At 71.3% G+C, this 19,553-nt stretch carries 13 protein-coding genes; 9 read left to right on the forward strand and 4 right to left on the reverse strand.

Translation table 11 applies throughout. The features are described 5' to 3' along the window. The first annotated feature begins 21 nt into the window (after positions 1-21). The 4 genes from JOF43_RS20520 to JOF43_RS20535 all read left to right on the forward strand — a co-directional run bounded on the left by JOF43_RS20520 (position 22) and on the right by JOF43_RS20535 (position 7,243). Positions 22-1,725 (forward strand): cation:proton antiporter, encoded by a 1,704-nt coding sequence (locus JOF43_RS20520; RefSeq protein WP_342592245.1) that lies wholly within the window; start codon positions 22-24, stop codon positions 1,723-1,725. A gap of 155 nt (positions 1,726-1,880) precedes the next feature. Beyond that, positions 1,881-3,830 (forward strand): N-acetylglucosamine-specific PTS transporter subunit IIBC, encoded by a 1,950-nt coding sequence (gene nagE / locus JOF43_RS20525; RefSeq protein ID WP_209904997.1) that lies wholly within the window; start codon positions 1,881-1,883, stop codon positions 3,828-3,830. Between the two features lie 302 nt (positions 3,831-4,132). Further along, complete coding sequence (locus JOF43_RS20530) at positions 4,133-5,746, forward strand: HNH endonuclease signature motif containing protein (RefSeq protein ID WP_209904998.1); 1,614 nt, start codon at positions 4,133-4,135, stop codon at positions 5,744-5,746. A gap of 90 nt (positions 5,747-5,836) precedes the next feature. Then, on the forward strand, positions 5,837-7,243 hold the full coding sequence (locus tag JOF43_RS20535; protein ID WP_245354637.1) for a hypothetical protein: 1,407 nt from the start codon (positions 5,837-5,839) through the stop codon (positions 7,241-7,243). 22 nt (positions 7,244-7,265) lie between these two features. On the opposite strand, the gene JOF43_RS20540 is transcribed toward JOF43_RS20535, so the two are convergent. The 3 genes from JOF43_RS20540 to JOF43_RS20550 all read right to left on the reverse strand — a co-directional run bounded on the left by JOF43_RS20540 (position 7,266) and on the right by JOF43_RS20550 (position 11,091). Then, positions 7,266-8,726, reverse strand: a complete 1,461-nt coding sequence (locus JOF43_RS20540; RefSeq protein WP_209904999.1) for a sulfatase-like hydrolase/transferase — start codon at positions 8,724-8,726, stop codon at positions 7,266-7,268. After that, on the reverse strand, positions 8,723-10,387 hold the full coding sequence (locus JOF43_RS20545; RefSeq protein WP_209905000.1) for an alpha-L-arabinofuranosidase C-terminal domain-containing protein: 1,665 nt from the start codon (positions 10,385-10,387) through the stop codon (positions 8,723-8,725). Before JOF43_RS20545 ends, JOF43_RS20540 begins: the two co-directional genes overlap by 4 nt. Positions 10,388-10,479: 92 nt before the next feature. Further along, positions 10,480-11,091, reverse strand: coding sequence for a LysE/ArgO family amino acid transporter (locus JOF43_RS20550; RefSeq protein ID WP_342592246.1), 612 nt, complete (start codon positions 11,089-11,091; stop codon positions 10,480-10,482). Between the two features lie 69 nt (positions 11,092-11,160). On the opposite strand from JOF43_RS20550, the gene JOF43_RS20555 reads away from it, so the two are divergent. From JOF43_RS20555 to JOF43_RS20575, 5 genes are all read left to right on the forward strand, one after another. Then, on the forward strand, positions 11,161-12,081 hold the full coding sequence (locus JOF43_RS20555; protein WP_209905001.1) for an ArgP/LysG family DNA-binding transcriptional regulator: 921 nt from the start codon (positions 11,161-11,163) through the stop codon (positions 12,079-12,081). Between the two features lie 18 nt (positions 12,082-12,099). After that, positions 12,100-12,534, forward strand: coding sequence for a GNAT family N-acetyltransferase (locus JOF43_RS20560; protein WP_209905002.1), 435 nt, complete (start codon positions 12,100-12,102; stop codon positions 12,532-12,534). Between the two features lie 75 nt (positions 12,535-12,609). Continuing rightward, a complete protein-coding gene (locus JOF43_RS20565) occupies positions 12,610-14,493 on the forward strand; it encodes a beta-L-arabinofuranosidase domain-containing protein (protein WP_209905003.1) in 1,884 nt (627 codons plus the stop codon). 131 nt (positions 14,494-14,624) lie between these two features. Then, entirely contained in the window at positions 14,625-16,790 is a 2,166-nt protein-coding gene (gene helR, locus JOF43_RS20570) for an RNA polymerase recycling motor ATPase HelR (protein WP_209905004.1), read from the forward strand. Between the two features lie 83 nt (positions 16,791-16,873). Continuing rightward, positions 16,874-18,667 carry a glycoside hydrolase family 2 protein gene (locus JOF43_RS20575; RefSeq protein WP_245354638.1) on the forward strand — a complete coding sequence of 598 codons (1,794 nt, stop codon included), beginning with the start codon at positions 16,874-16,876 and terminating at the stop codon, positions 18,665-18,667. 22 nt (positions 18,668-18,689) lie between these two features. Here the strand turns inward: JOF43_RS20575 and JOF43_RS20580 are convergent, their stop codons facing one another. Continuing rightward, entirely contained in the window at positions 18,690-19,526 is an 837-nt protein-coding gene (locus JOF43_RS20580; RefSeq protein WP_209905006.1) for an SDR family NAD(P)-dependent oxidoreductase, read from the reverse strand. Between the last annotated feature and the right edge of the window lie 27 nt (positions 19,527-19,553).

The following is a 19,553-nucleotide window of genomic DNA, read 5'->3' on the forward strand; positions in this document are numbered from 1 at the left end:
GAGCGAGCGTGAGGGGACAGCGTGGGGTTGGAACAGTTCGAGATCGTCGCCGTCCTGGCCGTGCTGATCATCGTCGCGGCCTCGTACTTCTCGAGCAGACTGGGCCTGGCCACACCGATCATCCTCGTGCTCGTGGGCCTCGGAGTGAGCCTGATCCCGGGCATGCCCGAGGTCCATCCCGAACCCGAGCTGATCCTGGCGGTGGTGCTGCCGCCCCTGCTCTACTCGGCGGCGGTCAACATGCCGGTGATGGACTTCCGGCGTGACCTGAGGACCATCGGCTCCCTCTCCGTCGTCCTCGTGCTGGTCTCCGCCTTCGCCGTCGGCGCACTGCTCTGGGCGATCTTCCCGAACCTGAGCTTCGCGGCCGCCGTCGCCGTGGGGGCAGTGGTCAGCCCGCCGGACGCGGTCGCGGCGACCTCGATCGGCAAGCGCCTCGGCCTGCCCCCGCGACTGCTGACCATTCTCGAAGGGGAGGGGCTGGTCAACGACGCGACCGCCCTGGTGCTGATGCGCACTGCCGTGGCCGCCACCGCCGGCGCCTTCTCCTTCTGGCACGCCGCGGCAGACTTCTTCTACGCGGTCGCCGTGGCCATCTTCGTCGGCACCGTCGTCGGCTTCATCGCCGTCCGGATCCGCTCGGAGATCGACCAGCCGGTGCTGACCACCGCGATCTCCTTCGTGGTGCCGTTCATCGCCTTCCTGCCCGCCGAGCTCGCCCACGCCTCCGGGGTGCTGGCGGTGGTCGCGGCGGGCCTGGTCACCGGCGCGAGCGGCGTGCGTCGGCTGAGTGTGGCCGACCGCAACGCCGAGCGCACGAACTGGCTGACCGCGCAGCTGCTGCTCGAGAACGGCGTGTTCCTGCTGATGGGCCTGCAGCTGATGACGCTGATCGCCGACGTCTCCCACGACGGGCTGTCGGTGTGGAGCGCCGTGTGGGTCGGACTCGTGGTCACCGTGCTGCTGATCCTCATCAGGACCTTCTTCGTGATCCCGGTGGTGTTCGCCGCCCGTCGGCGTCGTCCCGGCTACGAGGCGCAGGCCCGACGCTTCAGCGAGGCGCTCGACCAGGTCTCGAGCGACGAGCGCTTCCAGAGTCACCCTCGCGGCGAACGCATCGAGCGCTGGTTGCAGCGCCGCCGCGCTGACGCCAAGTTCTACGCCGGCAACGGCCTGGGCTGGCGAGGAGGGGCCGTCCTGGCCTGGTCCGGGATGCGCGGGGTGGTGACCCTGGCCGCCGCCCAGTCGCTGCCGACAGGCTTCCCGTACCGCACCCAGCTGCTCCTGGTCGCCTTCGTGGTCGCCCTGGTGACACTGGTGGGGCAGGGAGGCACCCTGCCGCTGCTGATTCGCCTGCTCGGCGTCCGCGGCACCGACGAGGAGAAGGCTCGGCGCGAGCTCTCCCTGCTCCTGACCGAGGTCAACGAAGCGGCCGTCGGTCAGGTGCTCGCAAATCCCGAACTGCGTCGCCGCGACGGCACCCCCTTCGACCCGGCCGTGCTCGAGAAGGCCCGGCAGATGCACGAGCGGATGAGCGATCCGGAGCGCCGAGCGCACGACGAGGACCCCTCGCGGGCCCAGTACCCCGAGCTCATGCAGCTGCTCCTGGACGCCCAGCAGGACGCGCTCAACGAGGCGCGCTCCACCGGATCCTACGACTCCGTCACGATAAAGCGAGCTCAGAAGCAGCTCGACCAGGGGTCCGTGAGGTTCGCCGGTATCTGATCCGTCGGCGCCCGAGTGCGACGTCCGTCATGTGGGATGCTCATCCATGCGCATCTCGACCCCGAATCGGTGCAGAATGACCACCGTTCCCCGGAGCGCATGGCACGGCACAGTAGCCGGTCGATGCGGTGCGCTCTTCGTCCTGAGAGGTACCGATGAAGTTCTTCCAGCGCCTGGGCAGATCGTTGATGCTGCCCGTGGCAGTCCTCCCCGTGGCCGCGATCCTGAGCGGCATCGGCTATTGGATCCTGACCGCGACCGGCAACGACACCAACCTGGCCGGGGTCTTCTTCCAGACAGCCGGTGGCGCGCTGCTGGACAACCTGCCCCTTCTGTTCGCGATCGGTGTGTCCATCGGCATGGCCACGAAGCCGGACGGCACGTCTGCGCTCGCGGGCCTCGTCTCCTGGCTGACAGTGACCACCCTGCTGAACCCGGAGAACGTCGCTCTCTTCCAGGGCATCGAGGAGAAGGCGGTCAATCCCGCCTTCACCAACCTCGAGAACGTTTTTGTGGGCATCATCTGTGGCCTCATCGGGGCCTGGGTCTATGACCACTTCAAGGACACAAAGCTGCCGGACGCTTTGTCATTCTTCTCCGGCAAGCGGTCCGTCGCGATCGTCGCCGCCGGGATCTCGCTGGTCGTCGCCCTCGTGCTGTTCTTCGTCTGGCCGCTGGTGTACTCGGGCCTGGTGGGCTTCGGCGAGTTCATCCTCACCCTCGGCCCCGTCGGCGTGGGGATCTACGGCTTCCTCAACCGGCTTCTCATCCCGTTGGGCCTCCATCACGCACTGAACTCTGTGTTCTGGTACGACGTCGCCGGGATCAACGACCTCGGAAACTTCCTGAACAACACCGGCACCTACGGTGTCACGGGGCAATACATGACCGGCTTCTTCCCGATCATGATGCTCGGGCTGCCCGGCGCGGCGCTCGCGATGTACGTGACGGCCAAGTCCACGCGCCGCAAGGTCGCCGCGGGCGTCCTGCTCTCCAGCGCCATCGCCTCGTTCTTCGTGGGCGTCACCGAGCCGTTGGAGTTCTCCTTCATGTTCCTGGCCCCGGGCCTGTACGTGGTGCACGCCCTGTTCACGGGCATCTCCATGGGCATCAGCGCGCTGCTGCCGGTGCGAATGGGCTTCGGATTCTCCGGCGGCTTCATCGACCTGGTGCTGGGCTGGGTGAACCCGATGGCGCAGAACCCCTGGGCGATCCCGCTGATGGGCGTGTTCTGGTTCGTCGTCTACTTCGTGGTCTTCCGCTTCATCATCCGTCGCTTCGATCTGAAGACCCCCGGCCGCGAGGACGGCGAGGATCTCGAGGAAGACGACGATGTCCTCGCCCCCGGCGCGGACAAGTACCTCGTCACCGCCACCGCCTTCCTCATCGCCCTCGGCGGCCGCGAGAACATCGTGGACCTCGAGAACTGTGCCACCCGGCTGCGTATGGAGGTCGCCGACACCACGGCGATCGACGAGGCCGCCCTGAAGCGGGCCGGCGCCGCGGGCACGATGAAGCCGGGCGGGCAGTCGGTCCAGGTCATCTACGGCACCAGCGTCCAGTTCGTGAAGGACGCCATGGAGCGCATCATCACCGGCAAGGCCGAGGCCGTCGCCCCCGCGGAGGCGGCAGAGATCGCCGCCGCGACGGGCGGGGACGCCGGTGCGGACGGGGGAGTCGCCACCGCGGTCCGCACGAGCTCCTTGGTGCGTCTGCGCCAGCCCGTCGCCGGCGCCGTCGTGCCGCTCTCGGAGGTTCCCGACCCGACCTTCGCACAGGGCGTCATGGGCCCGGGCGTCGCGATCGAGCCGATCTCGGGCGAGGTCGTCGCCCCCGCTGCGGGCACCGTCACCCACGTGTTCCCCACCGGTCATGCCGCGGCGCTCACCCTCGACGACGGGACCGAGGTGCTCGTCCACGTCGGCCTCGACACGGTGAAGATGCAGGGCGAGGGCTTCACCACCCTGGTGCAGACGGGGGAGCACGTCAGCGCGGGCACGCCGCTGCTGCGCGCGGACCTCTCCGCGATCCGCGTCGCGGGGTACTCGACCGTGACGCCGGTGATCGTGCTCAACGACAAGGAGGCGCGGATCGAGCTGATCTGAGCCGACGGGCGACCGATGCCTTCCGGTCGCCACGTGCTGGGCGACGGCCCGGCACTGGGGGAGACCCCGGTGCCGGGCCGTCGCCATGTGTCGGGCGGACCTCGCGCCGAGCCCTGCCGGCGCACGATGGCGACAGGACGCCGAGGCCCGTCTTCGCCCCGAGGGTCGCCGTCGATCTTTCCTCCACACAGGGTGGTCATCCACAATGTGGAGCAGTATTGCGAAAGCACTGGCGCCGGTCGAACAAAGCTTCTAAAATAGGAGAGAAGAGCAGGACGAGATGATGTGAAGGGTGGTGCACGATGTCGGCGAATTCTGGGTCGAGGTCCTCTGCGTGCGCCACGACCGCCTCGGCCGCTGTCGACGATCAGCAGGCTTCCCGCGACGCGGCGGCCCCTCCTCCCGTCGAACTCCCACATACGCCGGTCCGCGCTCGCACGCCTCTGGATCCCGACACCTTCGCCGCCCGTTCCCACGTCGAACCCGGCTGCGTCGAGGAGCAGCTGGCCCGTGCGCTCTTCGCCACCCATCACGAGGAGGCGCTCGCCCACGCCAGTCGCCTGCGCACGCTCGCGATGCTCTGGGACGAGGAGAGCGAGGAGGGCGACCTGAACGCCATCCTCGTCGCCGACGCGCGACGGATCACCCTGACTCAGGCCCGCTCGCAGCTGCGCGACGCCGTCACGGCCGTGGTGGCCCTTCCGCACACCCTCGCCCGCCTCGAAGCCGGTCATCTCCCCGTCTCCTGGTTCGAGCAGCTGCTGCGCAGGGTCCGTCGCCTCACCTCCGACGAGTGCCGACAGGTCGACGACCGCGTCGCCGAGTGGGACCTCGCGAACATCACCTCGGACCGGTTCACGCGGGAGTTGGGCAAGCTCATCGCCTGGTTCGGTGCGGCGGCAGTGCGTGCCACGCCGACCGAGCAGCGGAATGTCGCTCTCGAGATGAATCCCGACCACGACGGCACCGCGTGCCTCGTCGTCACCGGCCCGGTCCACGAGATGCTCGGCCTGGCGCGCCGGCTCGACCTCGCGGCTCGCGCGGTCCAGAACCAGCAGCGTCGCGCCCTCGAGGAGCAGCGCCCCGCGCCCTTCGACATCGATGGGGACGTCGCCCGCGACGGGCGCCACATGCCCCTTGCGGCCCTGCGCTACGCGATCCTCACCCGCACCATGCTCGAGACCCCGGGTGTGCAGGTGCCCCAGAGTCGCTTCCGGCTGCAGGTGATCGTCCCGGCCATGACGCTCCTGGGGGAGTCCGACGCCCCCGGCACGATCGACGGGACCATCCCGCTGCCCGCACCGATGGCCCGCCACCTCGCGGCCGGTGAACCCACCTGGTACCGGATCCTCACCGATCCCTCGGACGGTGCCTACCTCCCGCTGCCGCCCGAGAAGTACTCGCCCACCACCGCGATGGCCGAGCACCTGCGCCTGCTCGATCCCGTCTGCGCCGTTCCCGGATGCACCAACAATGTGTGCACGGTCGGCGAGGCGGACCATATCGAGGAATTCGATCACGAGAATCCTGAGAAGGGTGGGCGCACCGCCCTCGATAATCTTCACCGATTGTGCTGGAAGCATCACGACATGAAGACACGAGGACTTCTCGATCCGGTCCGTGGACCGGATGGGACGACCACATGGCGCATCGGTGACCTCGCCACCATCACGACCGATCAGAACCGGGATCTGCTGACCCCGGAGCTCGCAGCGGCCCTCCAGCGCTCCTGGGAGGCCTACGAAGACATGCTCGCAGGGGACGATGCCCGGCGCCGCGGCCTCGGGGACCTCGAGGACGAGGGTGCGCCGGTCGCCATAGACGGTGGGGAGATGGACGGTGGCGAGATGGACGGTGGCGAACCGGATCGTGCCGGGCTGGTCGGCGCAGGAACCTACCCCGACCCGCCGTACTGAGCCGGACCTTTGCCCCCCTCCGTGTACGCCACCAGGGAAACTCCCCGCTCGCAGGTGGCCGGATCCGCTTCGCACCGTCATGCTGGAGGGATGTCGGAGAACTCGCCCCGGGAGCGCTCCTCCCACGAACCGGATCCGGCCACGCAGGAGCAGTGGCAGCGGGCACGGGAGGAGGTGCTGTCCGAGTACGGCACCTGGCGAGTGACGGCCGACGAGGACGCCCCTGTCGCGGAGGAGGTGCGGACCCTCGAGACGCTGCTTCGCCTGAAGACCGAGCAGCAGGGCAGTCCGGAACCGGGGCTGTGGACCGAGGAGCTGGCCACCGAGCTGCTCACCGAGATCGTGCCGCGCACCGTCATCCAGCCCCGCGAGCACGTGATGGACATGGTGCCCACGCTCGGACACTTCTTCACCTACCTGGGCCAGACCGGCCGCTGGGCCGCCGACTCGATGCCCCCGCAGGCCGCCCCCATGATGCTCGCCTCGCTCGAGTTCGCGACCCTCGAGGCGGCCGACGACCCCTCCCGCCGCTCCTTCTCCACGAACATCCTCGGCCACGGCCTCGCGCTCGGCGTCGATCTCGAGGACGACGAGGAGCTGGCCGGTTACATGCACTGGTACAACTCGCTGCCCGACGACGAGCGTGTCGAGCTCAGCGACACCGGACGCCTCACCGCCCCCACCGTCCCGTTCGACAGGGAGGAATCCATCCGGGCGGCCCAGGACGAGAGCCGCCTGAGCAGCTCCTGGCCCTGGTTCCTCCCCGAGCTCGAGGACGGCGACGGCGTCACGGTCACCGAGCTCGAGACCGACCAGGAGGCCGAGGCCTACGCGGACAACACCTTCGTCCGGATCGCCGTCGGCATCCTCGACCTGGTCGGCGACGGGAGCCGCAGGATCACCGGGACCCAGGCCCTCACCCGGGCCGACAGCTCCTCCCTCCTCGCGACGATCGGGACCCCGCAGAGCGTGCGCACCATGTGGCAGCACGCCGAGCTCTCCGGACCCTGGGTCACGCTGCTGGACGGCGGCTGGCTCAGCCTCTCCGGCTCCCAGGTGCACCGCGAGACGGGCCCGGTCCGGTACGTGCCGCTCAGCGAGGATCCGGAGAAGTTCGTCGAGTTCGGCCACGCCGTGCTCACGGCGACGCTGTTCGGCCGGGACGCCCGGGACCGGGAGGACGGCGGGTTCCGCGGCATGCCGGACACCCTCGCCGCGCTGCTCGTCGCCTGCAGTGAGCAGGGGCTCGACCTCCGCGAGAACCTCGACGGCGCATCGGGAGAGGCGGGGGCGGCAGGTGCCCGGGCCCAGACCGCGGTGCAGCGCAGCGTGGAGGACTGGCAGCGGTTCTCGAGTGTGCGGGCGGACCTCGACGATCTCGCCCGAGCGGGCGTCCTCACGCGCGACGGCGAGCGCTACCGCGGTTCCTCGGCCGTGATGGGTGCGTTGGTGGCCCTCATCAAGGACCAGAACACCCGGGGCGACGGGACCGCCTGACCACGGCGATCCGGCGTCGGCCTCACCACACGTCGACGCGCCGCGCCGTGCGGTCCTCGGTCGCGACCATCACGTCGAGCAGGGTCTCCTGCAGCGCCAGGCGCGTCGCCGCGTGGCCCGCCTCGGCCCACAGGTTCGTCAGCTCCCGCGGATCGGCGGCCAGGTCGTAGAGCTCACCGGTGCGCTCGCGGTCGGTGGCGGGCTCGCCATGATGGACGACGAGCTTCCACTGCCCGGTGCGCAGCATCGTCACCAGGGCGGGGGAATCGTAGGGGTGGCCGCTGTCGCGATACTGGCAGAGCGCCCAGTCGCGCCATCGCACGTCCTCGTCCCCTCGCAGCAGCGGCAGCAGGCTCGAGCCCTGCATCGCCCGTGGCACCGGGGCCGCGGCGGCCTCCAGGAAGGTCGGGGCCAGGTCCACCCACTGCGCCAGCTCCGTGCGCCGAGTGCCGGGCTCGGTCACGCCGGGCCAGCGCACGATCAGCGGCACCCGCACCGCGCCCTCGTACAGGAACGGGCCCTTGAGCATCAGTTGGTGATCCCCGAGCATCTCCCCGTGGTCACTGGTGAAGACCACGATCGTGTTCTCGGCCTGGCCGGTCTCCTCGAGCACCGCCAGGATGCGCCCCACCTCGTCGTCGAGCAGGGAGACCATCGCATAGTAGGCGCGCACCGTCTCGGCCAGCTCCTGCTCGGAGTACTCGAGATAGCCCCGGGCGTGTCCTGCATAGGATTCGGCGGAGGCCTCGGCCTGGATCGGCGGCTTGGACTCGAGCTCGCCGGGCCGCGTGACCGGGGCGGGCAGGCCCGAGGAGTCGTAGCGGTCGAGGTACTCCTGCGGGGCGCCGAAGCCGTGATGCGGGTCGAAGAAGTTGGCGAGGAACACGAACGGGCTGGAGGCCCCACCGGTCCCCTCCGCCGCATGGCGCAGGAAGCCGATGGTCTCTTCGGCGATCCAGTGGCTGTAGTGCGCCTCGGCGGGCAGGGCGTCGAAGGCGCCCGGCCCCTCCCGCAACGCCCTGGCGTGGAGATCCGGGTGACGAGCGGCCAGCCACCGGTGGTACGCGTTCTCCGAGGAGCCCGGGTAGGGGTCGTGGGCCCAGCGGAACACCCGCAGGCCGTCGTCGAGCCGTGGCTCGGTGCGCCCGCCGTGGCACGAGCCCAGATGCAGCTTGCCCACCAGCCCCGCGTCGTAGCCGGCGTCGGCCAGCTCCCGGGTGAACAGCCGCTCGTGTGCCGGCAGGTCCACGCCGTTGGCCCAGAGCCCGTGGGAGGGCACGTAGCGACCGGTCATGAGACTCGCCCGGGACGGCCCGCACACCGGGCTCTGCACGTAGCAGTTCTCGAACAGCGCACCCTCAGCGGCCAGACGGTCCAGGTGAGGGGTGTCGATGTGCGGGTTCCCGGCGGCGCCGAGGGCGTCGAAGCGCTGCTGATCGGTGCACAGCAGCAGGATGTTCGGCTGCTCGGTGGTGGGAGTCATCGCGCCTCCAGGGTCAGCACGGTGATCGAGTGCGGGGGCAGCACCCAGGTGCCGTCATCGGCCTCGACCGTGCCCAGGTCCCGGGTGGTCACGGATTCCGGGGCGCTCAGCGTGTTCGCGGCATACAGGTCCGTGAGGTCCCCGCCCACCTGGCGCAGTCGGGCCCGGGTGGGTGCGGCCGACGTCGAGCCGTCGAGCACGGGCCGGACCCGCAGCGTCTCGCTGCGGTGGCGGTTCACCACCGCGAGCCGCACCGAGCCGTCGTCCGCCCGGGTGGCGACCGCATCGAGGAAGGGAACGGTCATCGTGGCGGTGGGCTGCGCCCCCGTGGGGTCACGGTCATCGCCCAGACGCACGGACTGCAGGCGCCCCGGACCGTCGACCGTCGTGGGCAGCACGGTGCGACCGGTGTGGTGGCGGTAGAGGTGCCACACGGGGTAGAGCGCCGAGCCGACGGCACCTCCGGGTCGCGCGACGACCACGCCGTTGGCGGTGACGAGGTTGACCGGGTTCGCCATCGAGACCGCGGCGGCGTTCCCCGCGGTGCGGTGGATCGCGTGGAGCACCCCGGCCGCGAACAGGGCGTCGCCGATCGTCCGCGGGCTGTAGCGGTTCACGCGCACCTGGGACGGCAGGGCGTCGACGGGCGCCGTCTCGCGCTCGGCGATCCCGCCGTCGGCCCCTGGTCGCGGCGCCTCCCAGGCGGACGGCTCGAGATGGCGCATGTTCCACTCGTCGATCACCAGCTTCGGCGCCCGCTCCAGACCGGCCCGCGCGGAGATCCCGGCGACCAGCTGGGAGTACCGACTGATCTCCCGCTCCACGTACAGCGACTGGGCCACCACGGCGTCGTAGTCGTCACCGGTCATGAGATGGTTGCTGGCCCCGTACAGATGCAGTGAGAGGTGATCGAGGAAGCGCCCGGCCCGCTCCAGCAGCGGCGTCGTCCAGCGCTCCTGGTCCCCGGGGGTCCCGACGCCGATCAGCTCGATCGACGGATCGATCGTGCGCATGAACCGGGCGTGCTCGAGGGCGTCTTCGGCGTAGCGCTCGGCGCTGCGGTGACCCATCTGCCAGGGGCCGTAGACCTCGTTGCCGATGCCCCAGTAGCGCACCCGCCACGGCTCGGAGCGTCCGTTGGCCGCGCGCCGACGGGCCATGGTCGTCTCGCGCGTGCCGTTGGTGTAGTCGACCCAGCGCATCGCCTCCTCGACATCCCTCGCTGAGTGCGCGAGGTATGCCTCCGCCCCGACGGACTCGCACCAGGCCAGGAACTCGTCGGTGCCGAAGCGGTGGGTCTCGGTCTCGCCCCAGGCCGGCTCCAGGCGGGAAGGACGCTCGTCCCGCGGACCGATGCCGTCCTCCCAGTGGTACGCCGAGGTGACGTTCCCGCCCGGCCACCGGATCGCCCCGGGGCGCAGCTCCTCGACCAGATCGTGCACATCGGCGCGCACCCCCTGCAGGTGCCCCGGCTCGGTGAACGAGAGCTCCGAGCCCTCGTCGAACACGCCGCCCTCGATGTTGCCGTAGAAGGAGGCCTCCAGGAAGTGACCGTAGATGTCATCACCGACGGTTCCCGCGGGGCGGTGCGTGTCGATCTCGACGCGGGCCTCGCGCAGGGGAGCAGGGGAGTGGGGAGCGGACGGCGCGTCGGGCATCATCGGCCTTTCGAACGGGTCAGGGATACCCCGGGAACGGGCTGGGGGGCGTCCGCGCCAACGTAGAGCGGTCCCGGACTGTGGTCAAGACCACGTCATCCGCTGACCAGCAGGATCGCGATCACGATCATCGTCACCGCGATGCCGCCGTCCAGGACCCGCCAGGCCCGGGGACTGCGCAGGAACCGCCCGAGCCCTCGCGCGCCGAATCCCAGCGCGAGGAACCAGGACGCGCTGGCCGCGATCGCCCCGAGGGCGAAGGACGGCGACTGCTGCCCGTGGGTGGCGGCGATCGACCCCAGCAGCAGGACGGTGTCGAGGTAGACATGGGGATTCAGCCAGGTCAGGGCCAGGGCCGTGAGGACGACGGGCCACACTCCGCCGCCGCGCGCCGACTCCGGCGCGGACGGCTCGAGTCCGTCCCCGTCAGGCCGCAGCGCCCGTCGGGCCGCGCTCGCCGCATAGACCAGCAGGAAGGCCGCGCCGCCCCAGCGGGCTGCGGTGACCAGGCCCGGAGCGTCGCGGACGAGCAGTCCCACCCCGCCCGCGCCGGCGGCGATGAGCACCACGTCGGAGAGGATGCACACCGTCACCACGGCGAGCACGTGCTGGCGGCGCAGTCCCTGACGGAGCACGAAGACGTTCTGGGAGCCGATGGCGATGATCAGGGCGAGGGAGGCGGCGAAGCCGTGGAGCGAAGCGGGCACAGCTCGACCGTAGAAGGAATTGTGATGAAGCACCAGCGAGGAGTATTGACGGAGCATTAGCATTGCTTCATGTCTATCGATCCGCAGTCGGCGCTCGCCCTGGCCTCCGTCGCGGAGTGCGGCACGCTCGAGCAAGCCGCCCAGGAACTGCACATCACCCCGTCGGCCGTGAGCCAGCGGCTCAAGCAGCTCGAGCAGCAGCTGGGGCAGCGCCTCCTGGTCCGCTCCCGACCGGTGCGGATCACCGAGGCCGGTGAGGCCGTCGTCCGCTTCGCCCGGCGCTACGCCGTCCTCGAGCACGACGCCGAGGCGGCGCTGGGGCTGGACGGGCGCGGCGCCGCGCCCCGGCTCACCATCGCGGTCAACTCCGACTCCCTGGCCACCTGGTTCCTCGGCGCCCTGGCCCGCTTCACGCAGCGGCACCCGGCCCAGGTGGAAGTGGTCCGCGAGGACCAGGACGTGACTGCCCGCCTGCTCGCCACCGGCGCCGCCGTCGCCGCGGTGACCTCCTCGTCCTCCCCCTCGCCGGGGTGCTCGGTGACAGCACTGGGCTCGCTGTCCTACACCTCGATGGCGGCCACGACGTGGTGGGAGCGGTGGGTGGGGGATCCTCGCGATCCCGATCCCGCCTCGGTCACGCCCGAGGTCCTGACCCGGGCGCCGCGCGTGGACTTCGACCGCAGCGACGAGCTGCAGGCGCACTGGTTGCACGAGCGCGGCGTCGATCCCGCGTCGGCCCCCGTCCACCACGTGCCCTCGACCCATGATCTGGCCCGTGCCGTCGAGCTCGGCCTCGGGTGGGCGATGCTGCTCGAGGGTCAGGGCATCGACATGCAGGAGCGCGGGGTGGGGGTCCCGCTGGGTGGGGGCGCCCTGACCACGCCGCTGTACTGGCAGGTCGCCCGGACGCCTTCGACTCTGCTCGGCGGACTCACCGAGGCCGTCGTCGCCGTCGCCCAGGAGACGCTGCTGCGCCCCTCCGCGCGCTGACGTGGGGACAATGGCCTCATGCCGGACGACATCGCCGCCACCTACGAGTTCTCCACCGATCCCGCGCGCCTGGACCGCGCGTGGGTCCACCACGTGCTGAGCACCCTCACCTACTGGGCCGCGGGTCGGGAGCGCACAGTCCAGGACCGCGTCATCGAGACCTCCCGCAACTACGCGATGTACGAGATCGCCACCGGGGCGCAGGTCGGCTACGCCCGCATCGTCACCGACGAGACCACCTTCGCGTGGCTGGCCGACGTCATCATCGACCCCGCCCACCGCCGCCGAGGTCTCGCCCGGGAGCTGCTCGACGGGATCCTGGAGGACCTCGCCCCGATGGGGCTGAAGCGCGTCGTACTCAAGGCCTCGGTCGAGGGCCGGGCGCTCTACGAGCAGGTGGGATGGGAATCGCTCGACGGCGCCGAGGACTGGTTGGAGCTGCGAGCGCGGTGAGGAGGGCGGCGCCGGCCCGGACCTGACCTATCGTGGTGCGGCGCACTGCTGCCACCTCCCCAGGAGCGATCGACGATGATGTTGCCCCAGCCCCGCCTGCACCAGGCCGCCACCACGCTCCCGCCCGGAGCGATCCGACCCCGGGGCTGGCTCGAGCGCCAGCTGCGCCTGCAGGCCGAGGGCATCACGGGGCGGCTTCAGGAGATCTGGCCCGACGTCGGTCCCGACAGCGGCTGGCTCGGAGGGCCGGGGGAGGACTGGGAGCGCGGGCCGTACTATCTCGACGGCCTGGTGCCGCTCGCGCACGCGCTCGGGGACCAGGGCCTGATCGCGAAGGCCAGGCCGTGGATCGAGTGGATGCTCGCCTCGCAGCGGGCCGACGGCTTCTTCGGCCCTGACCGGAACGAGGACTGGTGGCCGCGGATGGTGGCCGCGAAGGTCCTGGTCCAGCATGCCGACGCCACCGGGGACGAGCGCGTCGCCCCGTTCCTGCTGCGCTGGCATCGCTACCAGCACGAGCACCTGCCCTCCCGGCCCCTGTCCGACTGGGGCCGCGCACGCGGCGCCGAGGACGTGCTGACGATCGCGTGGACCTTCCGCGCGACCGGCCAGGAGTGGCTGCTCGAGCTCGCCGCCCTGGTCCAGGAGCAGACCTTCGACTGGAATCAGTACCTCACCACGGACCTGATCACCGGGCAGGCGCAGGTGTTCACCCATTCCACCCACGGCGTCAACGTCGCCCAGGGGCTCAAGACCGGTGCGACCGCGCATCTGCTCGACGGCGACCCCGCGCACCGCGAGCGCACCGAGGCGGCGCTGGCGAACCTCGAGCGCTGGCACGGCCAGGCCCACGGCTGGTTCTCCGGGGACGAATGGCTGGGCGGTCGCGAGGCCACCGCCGGCATCGAGACCTGCCTGGTGGTGGAGATGATGCACACTGCCGGGACGCTCTCGCGGATCTTCGGGGACGCCGTGCACGGTGACCGGCTCGAATCGCTCGCGCTCAACCTGCTGCCCGCCTCGAGCGATCCGCGGATGCGCGCCCACCAGTACCACCAGCAGGGCACGCAGATCGAGGCCTCGGTGGCCCGACGGAACTGGTCGTACTCGAGCGACGACGCGAACGTCTTCGGCCTCGAGCCGCACTTCGGCTGCTGCACCGCGAACCTCCACCAGGGATGGCCCAAGTTCGCCACCTCCCTGTGGGCCCGCGACACCGACGGAGGACTGCGCGCGGTCGCCTACGCCCCCGCGGAGATCCGGGCCGACTCAGGCGGCACACCGGTGACGATCACGGTCGAGACCGAGTACCCCTTCGAGGAGACCGTGCGCCTGAGGGTCGAGGCGGTGGACGGCGGCGCCCGCTTCCCGCTGCGGCTGCGCATCCCCACCTGGTGCGAGCAGCCGGAGCTCACGGTCGACGGGGTGCGGGTCCCTGCGAGACCGGGACCCGACGGACACGTCGAGCTCGCGCGGGACTGGGCCGGAACCACCCTGGTCGCCCTCACCCTGCCCATGCGAGCCCGTATCCTCCGGCGCGAGCGTCAGGCCGCGGCCGTGCACCTCGGCCCGCTGGTCATGGTCGCGAGCCCCGGGGAGACCTGGACCGCCGTCCCGGAGGCCCCTGGTCTGGGCGAGTGGGAGATCCACCCGCGCACCACCTGGAACTGGGCGCTGACGGACCTCGAGGACGCCCCGCGATGGCGCGTCGGCCGCGGCGCAGTCCCCGAGGCGCCCTTCGCACTCGGGGAGGCGACCTGGCTGGAGGCGACGGGCTGCCGGGTGCGGGCCTGGGAGAAAGACGGCGCCTCGGCGGACGTCCCGCCCGCCGGCCCGGTGCTCGACCACGGGCCCGTCCACACGTTCCGCCTGGTGCCGTACGGGACCGCTCGCCTGCGAGTGATGGAGTTCCCGGTCGCCGGGGCCTGGAGGAGCGCGGGCAACGAACAGGAGTTCTGAGCACGGTTCCCCTCGGCGTACGGCCAGTCTATGCCCTGGTGCGGGGCTTGCGGCAAGGCCCCCCGGCTGGGCAAGAATCACCCCTCGCGCCGCCTGCTCGGCTCGCGCACCGCACCATCTCCGGGGGAGACATGACACAGACCAGCACCTTCGACCTGCCCGCACGGGCGCGCCACAGAGCCGCACCCGAGCACACCGCCCGTGACGACGAGCAGTTCGGCGCCATCGCCGCGGCGCTCGCCGCCGACATCGGCGACGTCCGCCGCGCCCTCGAGGCAGCCCTCGCCCACCACAGGGGCGACGCCCAGGGGCGCGTCGAGCGCGATGCGAAGGTCGCCCACTTCCGCACCCGCCTGCGAGGACTGGAGGGATTCCGGCTCGATGCGGTGCTGGGCCGGATGACCCCGGCCGACGGATCCGCCCCGATCTACGTCGGCCGACTCGCGGTCCACGGGTCCGACGGGAGGCCGCTGCTGGTGGACTGGCGCTCGCCGGCCGCGGAGCCCTTCTTCGCCGCGACCCGCGCCGATCCGCGAGGGCTGGCCTCCCGTCGGCGCTATCGCTGGAGCGGTGGACGGGTCCGTGACTACTGGGACGAGACCTTGCTCCCGAGCGACGACGGGGCGCCGGCGGCTCCCGACGAGAGCCTCGACGTCGACTCGGCGCTGCTCGCCACCCTGGACCGGGCTCGCAGTCCGCAGATGGAGTCGGTGCTGACCACGCTGGCCGCCGACCAGGACGCCATCATCCGCGCCGGCGCCCGGGTCCCGCTGCTGGTCGACGGCGGTCCCGGCACCGGCAAGACCGTCGTCGCCCTGCACCGCGCCGCCTACCTCCTCTACAGCGACCCGCGGCTGCGGGACCGCCGCGGCGGGGTGCTGTTCGTCGGCCCCCACCATCGCTATCTCCACTACGTCGCCGACGTGCTGCCCAGCCTCGGCGAGGAGGACGTGCGCACCTGCACCCTGGCCGACCTGGTGCCGGAGGGCGAGGGAGCCGGTGCCGAGAGCGACCCCGAGATCGCCGCGCTGAAGGCGGCAGGGACCCTGGTCGACGCGATCGATCCCGCTGTCGCCCTGTACGAGGAGCCGCCGGAGCGCGAGCACCGGCTCGAGACCGACTGGGGCACCGTGCTCCTTCGCGGCGCGGACTTCGCCGACGCCTTCGAGGCCGTCGACCCCGCGAGTCCGCACAACCTCGCCCGCGAGGAGATCTGGGAGGAGCTCGCCGAGATCGTCGCCGCGCAGCTCGCGGACTCCTACGACGAGCACCCCGATCCCGCCCAGGTGCGCGCGGCCCTGTCCCTCGACGAGGACCTGGTGGCGCTCGTGCACCGCGCCTGGCCCCTGCTGAGGGCCACCGACCTCGTCGGCGACCTCTTCGAGGTCCCCGCCTACCTGCGGCGCTGCGCCCCTGACCTCACCGCGGCGGAGGTGGAGCTGCTGCAGCGGCAGGACGCCCGGGCCTGGACCGAGGCGGACCTGCCGCTGCTGGACGCCGCCCGGCACCGCCTCGGGGACCCCGGGGCCGAGGCCAGGCACCGGCGCCAGGAGGCCGCCCGGCAGGAGACCGTGGACGAGGTGGGACTGATGGTCGACTCCCTCATCGAGTCCGACAACTCCGACATGAAGGAGATGTCGATGCTGCGCGGCGAGGATCTGCAGGGTGCCCTGGCCGACGCGACGCCGGTGGAGGTCGCCCCGCCGGACGAGCTTGCCGGGCCCTTCGCCCACGTCGTGGTCGACGAGGCGCAGGAGCTCACCGACGCCCAGTGGGCGATGATCCTGCGCCGCTGCCCCTCCCGCAGCCTGACGATCGTGGGCGACCGGGCCCAGGCGGCCCGTGGGTTCCCCGACACCTGGCGGGAGCACCTCGCCGGGATCGGCCTGGACCGGGTGGAGATCAGAGCGTTGTCGATCAACTACCGCACGCCCCGGGAGATCATGGAGGAGGCCGCCCCGGTGATCCGCGCCGCGCTGCCCGACGCCAACGTACCCAGGTCGATCCGCGAGACCGGGGTGCCCGTGCGCCACGGCCGCACCGAGGAGCTCGAGGAGATCCTGGAGGCCTGGCTCGGTGAGCACGAGGAGGGCACGGTCGGCGTGATCGGGCACCCGACCCTCGTCTCCACGGCCCGGGTGCAGGCCCTCACCCCGCAGCTGGCCAAGGGCCTCGAGTTCGACCTTGTGGTGCTGGTGGACCCCGAGAACTTCGGCGAGGGTCTCGAGGGGGCGGCGGCCCGCTACGTGGCGATGACCCGCGCCACGGCGGAGCTGGCGGTGCTCACGGGGCGGTGATGATTCCCACGTGGGCACCAGAACGTGGCAGGCTGGGCGCGCACCGCATGACGATTTCCCACCGACCGCCCAGGAGCGACCCGATGACGCTGCGCGCCAGCACGCACGACGGCACCCACCCCCAGCCCACGATGATGCGCGAGGCCTGGTCCTCGCTCGACGGCAGCTGGGGCTTCGCCCATGACGACGCCGGCGTGGGCCTGGCCGAGCGCTGGTACGAGCCCGCCCGTTCCGAGCGCTTCGACCGCACCATCACCGTGCCTTTCGTCCCCGAGTCCGAGGCCTCCGGGATCCACGACACCGGCTTCCACCCGGTTCTCTGGTACCGCCGCGTGATCACCGCGGCACCGGAGGCGGGACGGCGGATCCTGCTGCACCTCGGCGCCGTCGATCACGAGGCCCACGTCTGGGTCGACGGGCGCCTGGCCGGCCACCACCTCGGCGGCCAGACCGCCTTCACCTGCGACCTCACCGATCTGCTGGACGAGGGCCAGGAGCACGTGGTGGTGGTGCGCGCCTTCGACGACCCGCACGACGTGGAGCTGCCGCGCGGCAAGCAGGATTGGCGCGAGGAGCCGCACGGCATCTGGTACCACCGCTCCACCGGCATCTGGCGCAGCGTGTGGCTCGAGACCGTCTCCGAGCAGCATCTCACCGGTTTCCACGGCGACTTCGACATGCCGCGCGCCCGCATCGACGTGAGCCTGCGCCTGGCCCGTCGACCGCAGCCCGGCACCACCGTGCGCATCGCACTCGCGGCGGGGGAGCGGAGCCTCGGCGCCGTCGAGGTCGCCGCCCATGATCCACGCGTGCAGACCACGGTCGACGTGCCTGCCGTGCGCAACACCCAGGACCGCGATGGGCTGCTGTGGAGCCCCGAACACCCCCACCTCGTCGACGTCACGCTGCAGGTGCTGCTGGACGGCGAGGTGATCGATACCGCGGCGAGCTACCTCGGTCTGCGCACCACCGGCATCGACCGCGGCCGGTTCCTGCTCAACGGGGAGCCGTACTTCGTGCGCTCCGTGCTCGAGCAGGGCTACTGGCCCACCTCCCAGCTCACCGCGCCCACCCTCGAGGCGTACCGGCAGGAGGTCGAGCTGATCAAGGAGCTCGGCTTCACCGCCGCCCGCGTCCACCAGAAGGTCGAGGACCCCCGCTTCCTGTTCTGGGCCGACCGGCTCGGTCTGCTGATCTGGGGCGAGACCGCCAACGCCTACTCCTACTCCCCGCGGGCGGTCGCCGCGATCGCCGCGGAGTGGACCGAGATCGTCGAGCAGGTGCGCGTCCACCCCTCGGTGGTCACCTGGGTGCCCGTGAACGAGTCCTGGGGTGTCCGCGACCTCGCCGACCACGCCCCGCAGCGCGAGCTCACGATCGCCCTGACCGCGCTGACCAGGGCGCTGGATGCGACCCGCCCCGTGGTCTCCAACGACGGCTACGAGCTGACCGGCGGCGACGTCATCGCGCTGCACGACTACACCACCGATGCCGCCGTCCTCGCGCGCCGCTACGCCGACGAGGACGCGGTGGCGGAGGTCCTCGCCGGTCGTGGTCCGCAGGGACGACGCCCCATCGACGACGCCGCCGTCGCTCTCGCCGACGGCGCCCCGGTGATGATCACCGAGTTCGGTGGCATCGCCTACGCCGCCGAGGGCACCTGGGGCTACGCGACCGTGACCACCCCCGTGGAGTTCGAGGAGAAGGTCGCCTCCCTGTTCGCGGCGCTGAACGCGGGCCCTGTGCTCGCCGGGCACTGCTACACCCAGCTGACAGACACCCTCCAGGAGGCCAACGGCCTGGCCGACGCGGACCGTCGGCCCAAGCTCGACCCCGCGGTGATCCGGGCGTTCGTGACGGGGCGCCCGCGGAGCTGAGCGGGCGTCGGTGCCACCGTCCTCACCGTGCGGTGAACTCCGCGGCGACGGCGACCACGTCGGTCGAGAACGTTCCCTGGGTGACGGCGGTGGCCCCGCCGTCCACCGGGATCACCGTGCCGGTGACGTACCCGGACAGGTCGCTCGCGAGGAACGTGGCGACCTTCGCGACGTCGTCGGCGGTTCCGGTGCGCCCGATCGGCTGGGTGCCGCCCAGGCGCTCGGCGAGGAAGTCCGCGAACTCCTCGGCCTGCTCGACCGGGACGCCGAAGCTGCGTGCCATGATCGGAGTCGTGATGATGCCGGGAGCGATGGCGTTCGAGCGGATCCGTGCATCGCCGAACTCTGCGACCGCCTGACGGACGACACCGATCACCGCGTGCTTGGCGGCCGTGTACCCGAGGGCGGACCAGCCGCCCTGGGTACCAGCGGCGCTCGCGGTGGACAGGATCGAACCGCCGGTCCCCTGAGCCGTGAATTGGCGCCCGGCGTGCTTGTGGCCCAGCACCACGGAGCGGGTGAGCAGGGCGACCGTCTTGTCGAAGCCTTCGGAGTCGACCTCCAGGAGCGGCGACGGGTCACCCTGGGCGCCCGCGTTGTTGTACATGACGTCGAGTTTTCCGAAGTGGTCCACCGTCGCGGCGACGAGTGCCTCGATCGCGGGCTCGTCGGTGACGTCGGCGTGGACGTAGAGCGCGGCGTCGCCGAGACGTTCGGCGACCGCCTCTCCGCGGTCGTCCTGGATGTCGCCGATGACGACCTTCGCACCCTCCGCGATGAACCGTTCCACCGTGGCGAGACCGATGCCGCTGGTCCCGCCGGTGACGATCGCGACCTTGTCCGTGAGCAGGTCAGACATGCTGTGACTCCTTCATCGTCGGCCGGC

Source organism: Brachybacterium sacelli (assembly GCF_017876545.1).
In the GTDB taxonomy this organism is placed as follows: domain Bacteria; phylum Actinomycetota; class Actinomycetes; order Actinomycetales; family Dermabacteraceae; genus Brachybacterium; species Brachybacterium sacelli.

Coding starts and splice junctions, on each gene's coding strand:
- nagE (WP_209904997.1), top strand. CDS start 1,881: ATGAAGTTCTTCCAGCGCCTGGGCAGATCGTTGATGCTGCCCGTGGCA.
- JOF43_RS20530 (WP_209904998.1), top strand. CDS start 4,133: ATGTCGGCGAATTCTGGGTCGAGGTCCTCTGCGTGCGCCACGACCGCC.
- JOF43_RS20535 (WP_245354637.1), top strand. CDS start 5,837: ATGTCGGAGAACTCGCCCCGGGAGCGCTCCTCCCACGAACCGGATCCG.
- JOF43_RS20540 (WP_209904999.1), bottom strand. CDS start 8,726: ATGACTCCCACCACCGAGCAGCCGAACATCCTGCTGCTGTGCACCGAT.
- JOF43_RS20545 (WP_209905000.1), bottom strand. CDS start 10,387: ATGATGCCCGACGCGCCGTCCGCTCCCCACTCCCCTGCTCCCCTGCGC.
- JOF43_RS20555 (WP_209905001.1), top strand. CDS start 11,161: ATGTCTATCGATCCGCAGTCGGCGCTCGCCCTGGCCTCCGTCGCGGAG.
- JOF43_RS20560 (WP_209905002.1), top strand. CDS start 12,100: ATGCCGGACGACATCGCCGCCACCTACGAGTTCTCCACCGATCCCGCG.
- JOF43_RS20565 (WP_209905003.1), top strand. CDS start 12,610: ATGATGTTGCCCCAGCCCCGCCTGCACCAGGCCGCCACCACGCTCCCG.
- helR (WP_209905004.1), top strand. CDS start 14,625: ATGACACAGACCAGCACCTTCGACCTGCCCGCACGGGCGCGCCACAGA.
- JOF43_RS20575 (WP_245354638.1), top strand. CDS start 16,874: ATGACGCTGCGCGCCAGCACGCACGACGGCACCCACCCCCAGCCCACG.
- JOF43_RS20580 (WP_209905006.1), bottom strand. CDS start 19,526: ATGTCTGACCTGCTCACGGACAAGGTCGCGATCGTCACCGGCGGGACC.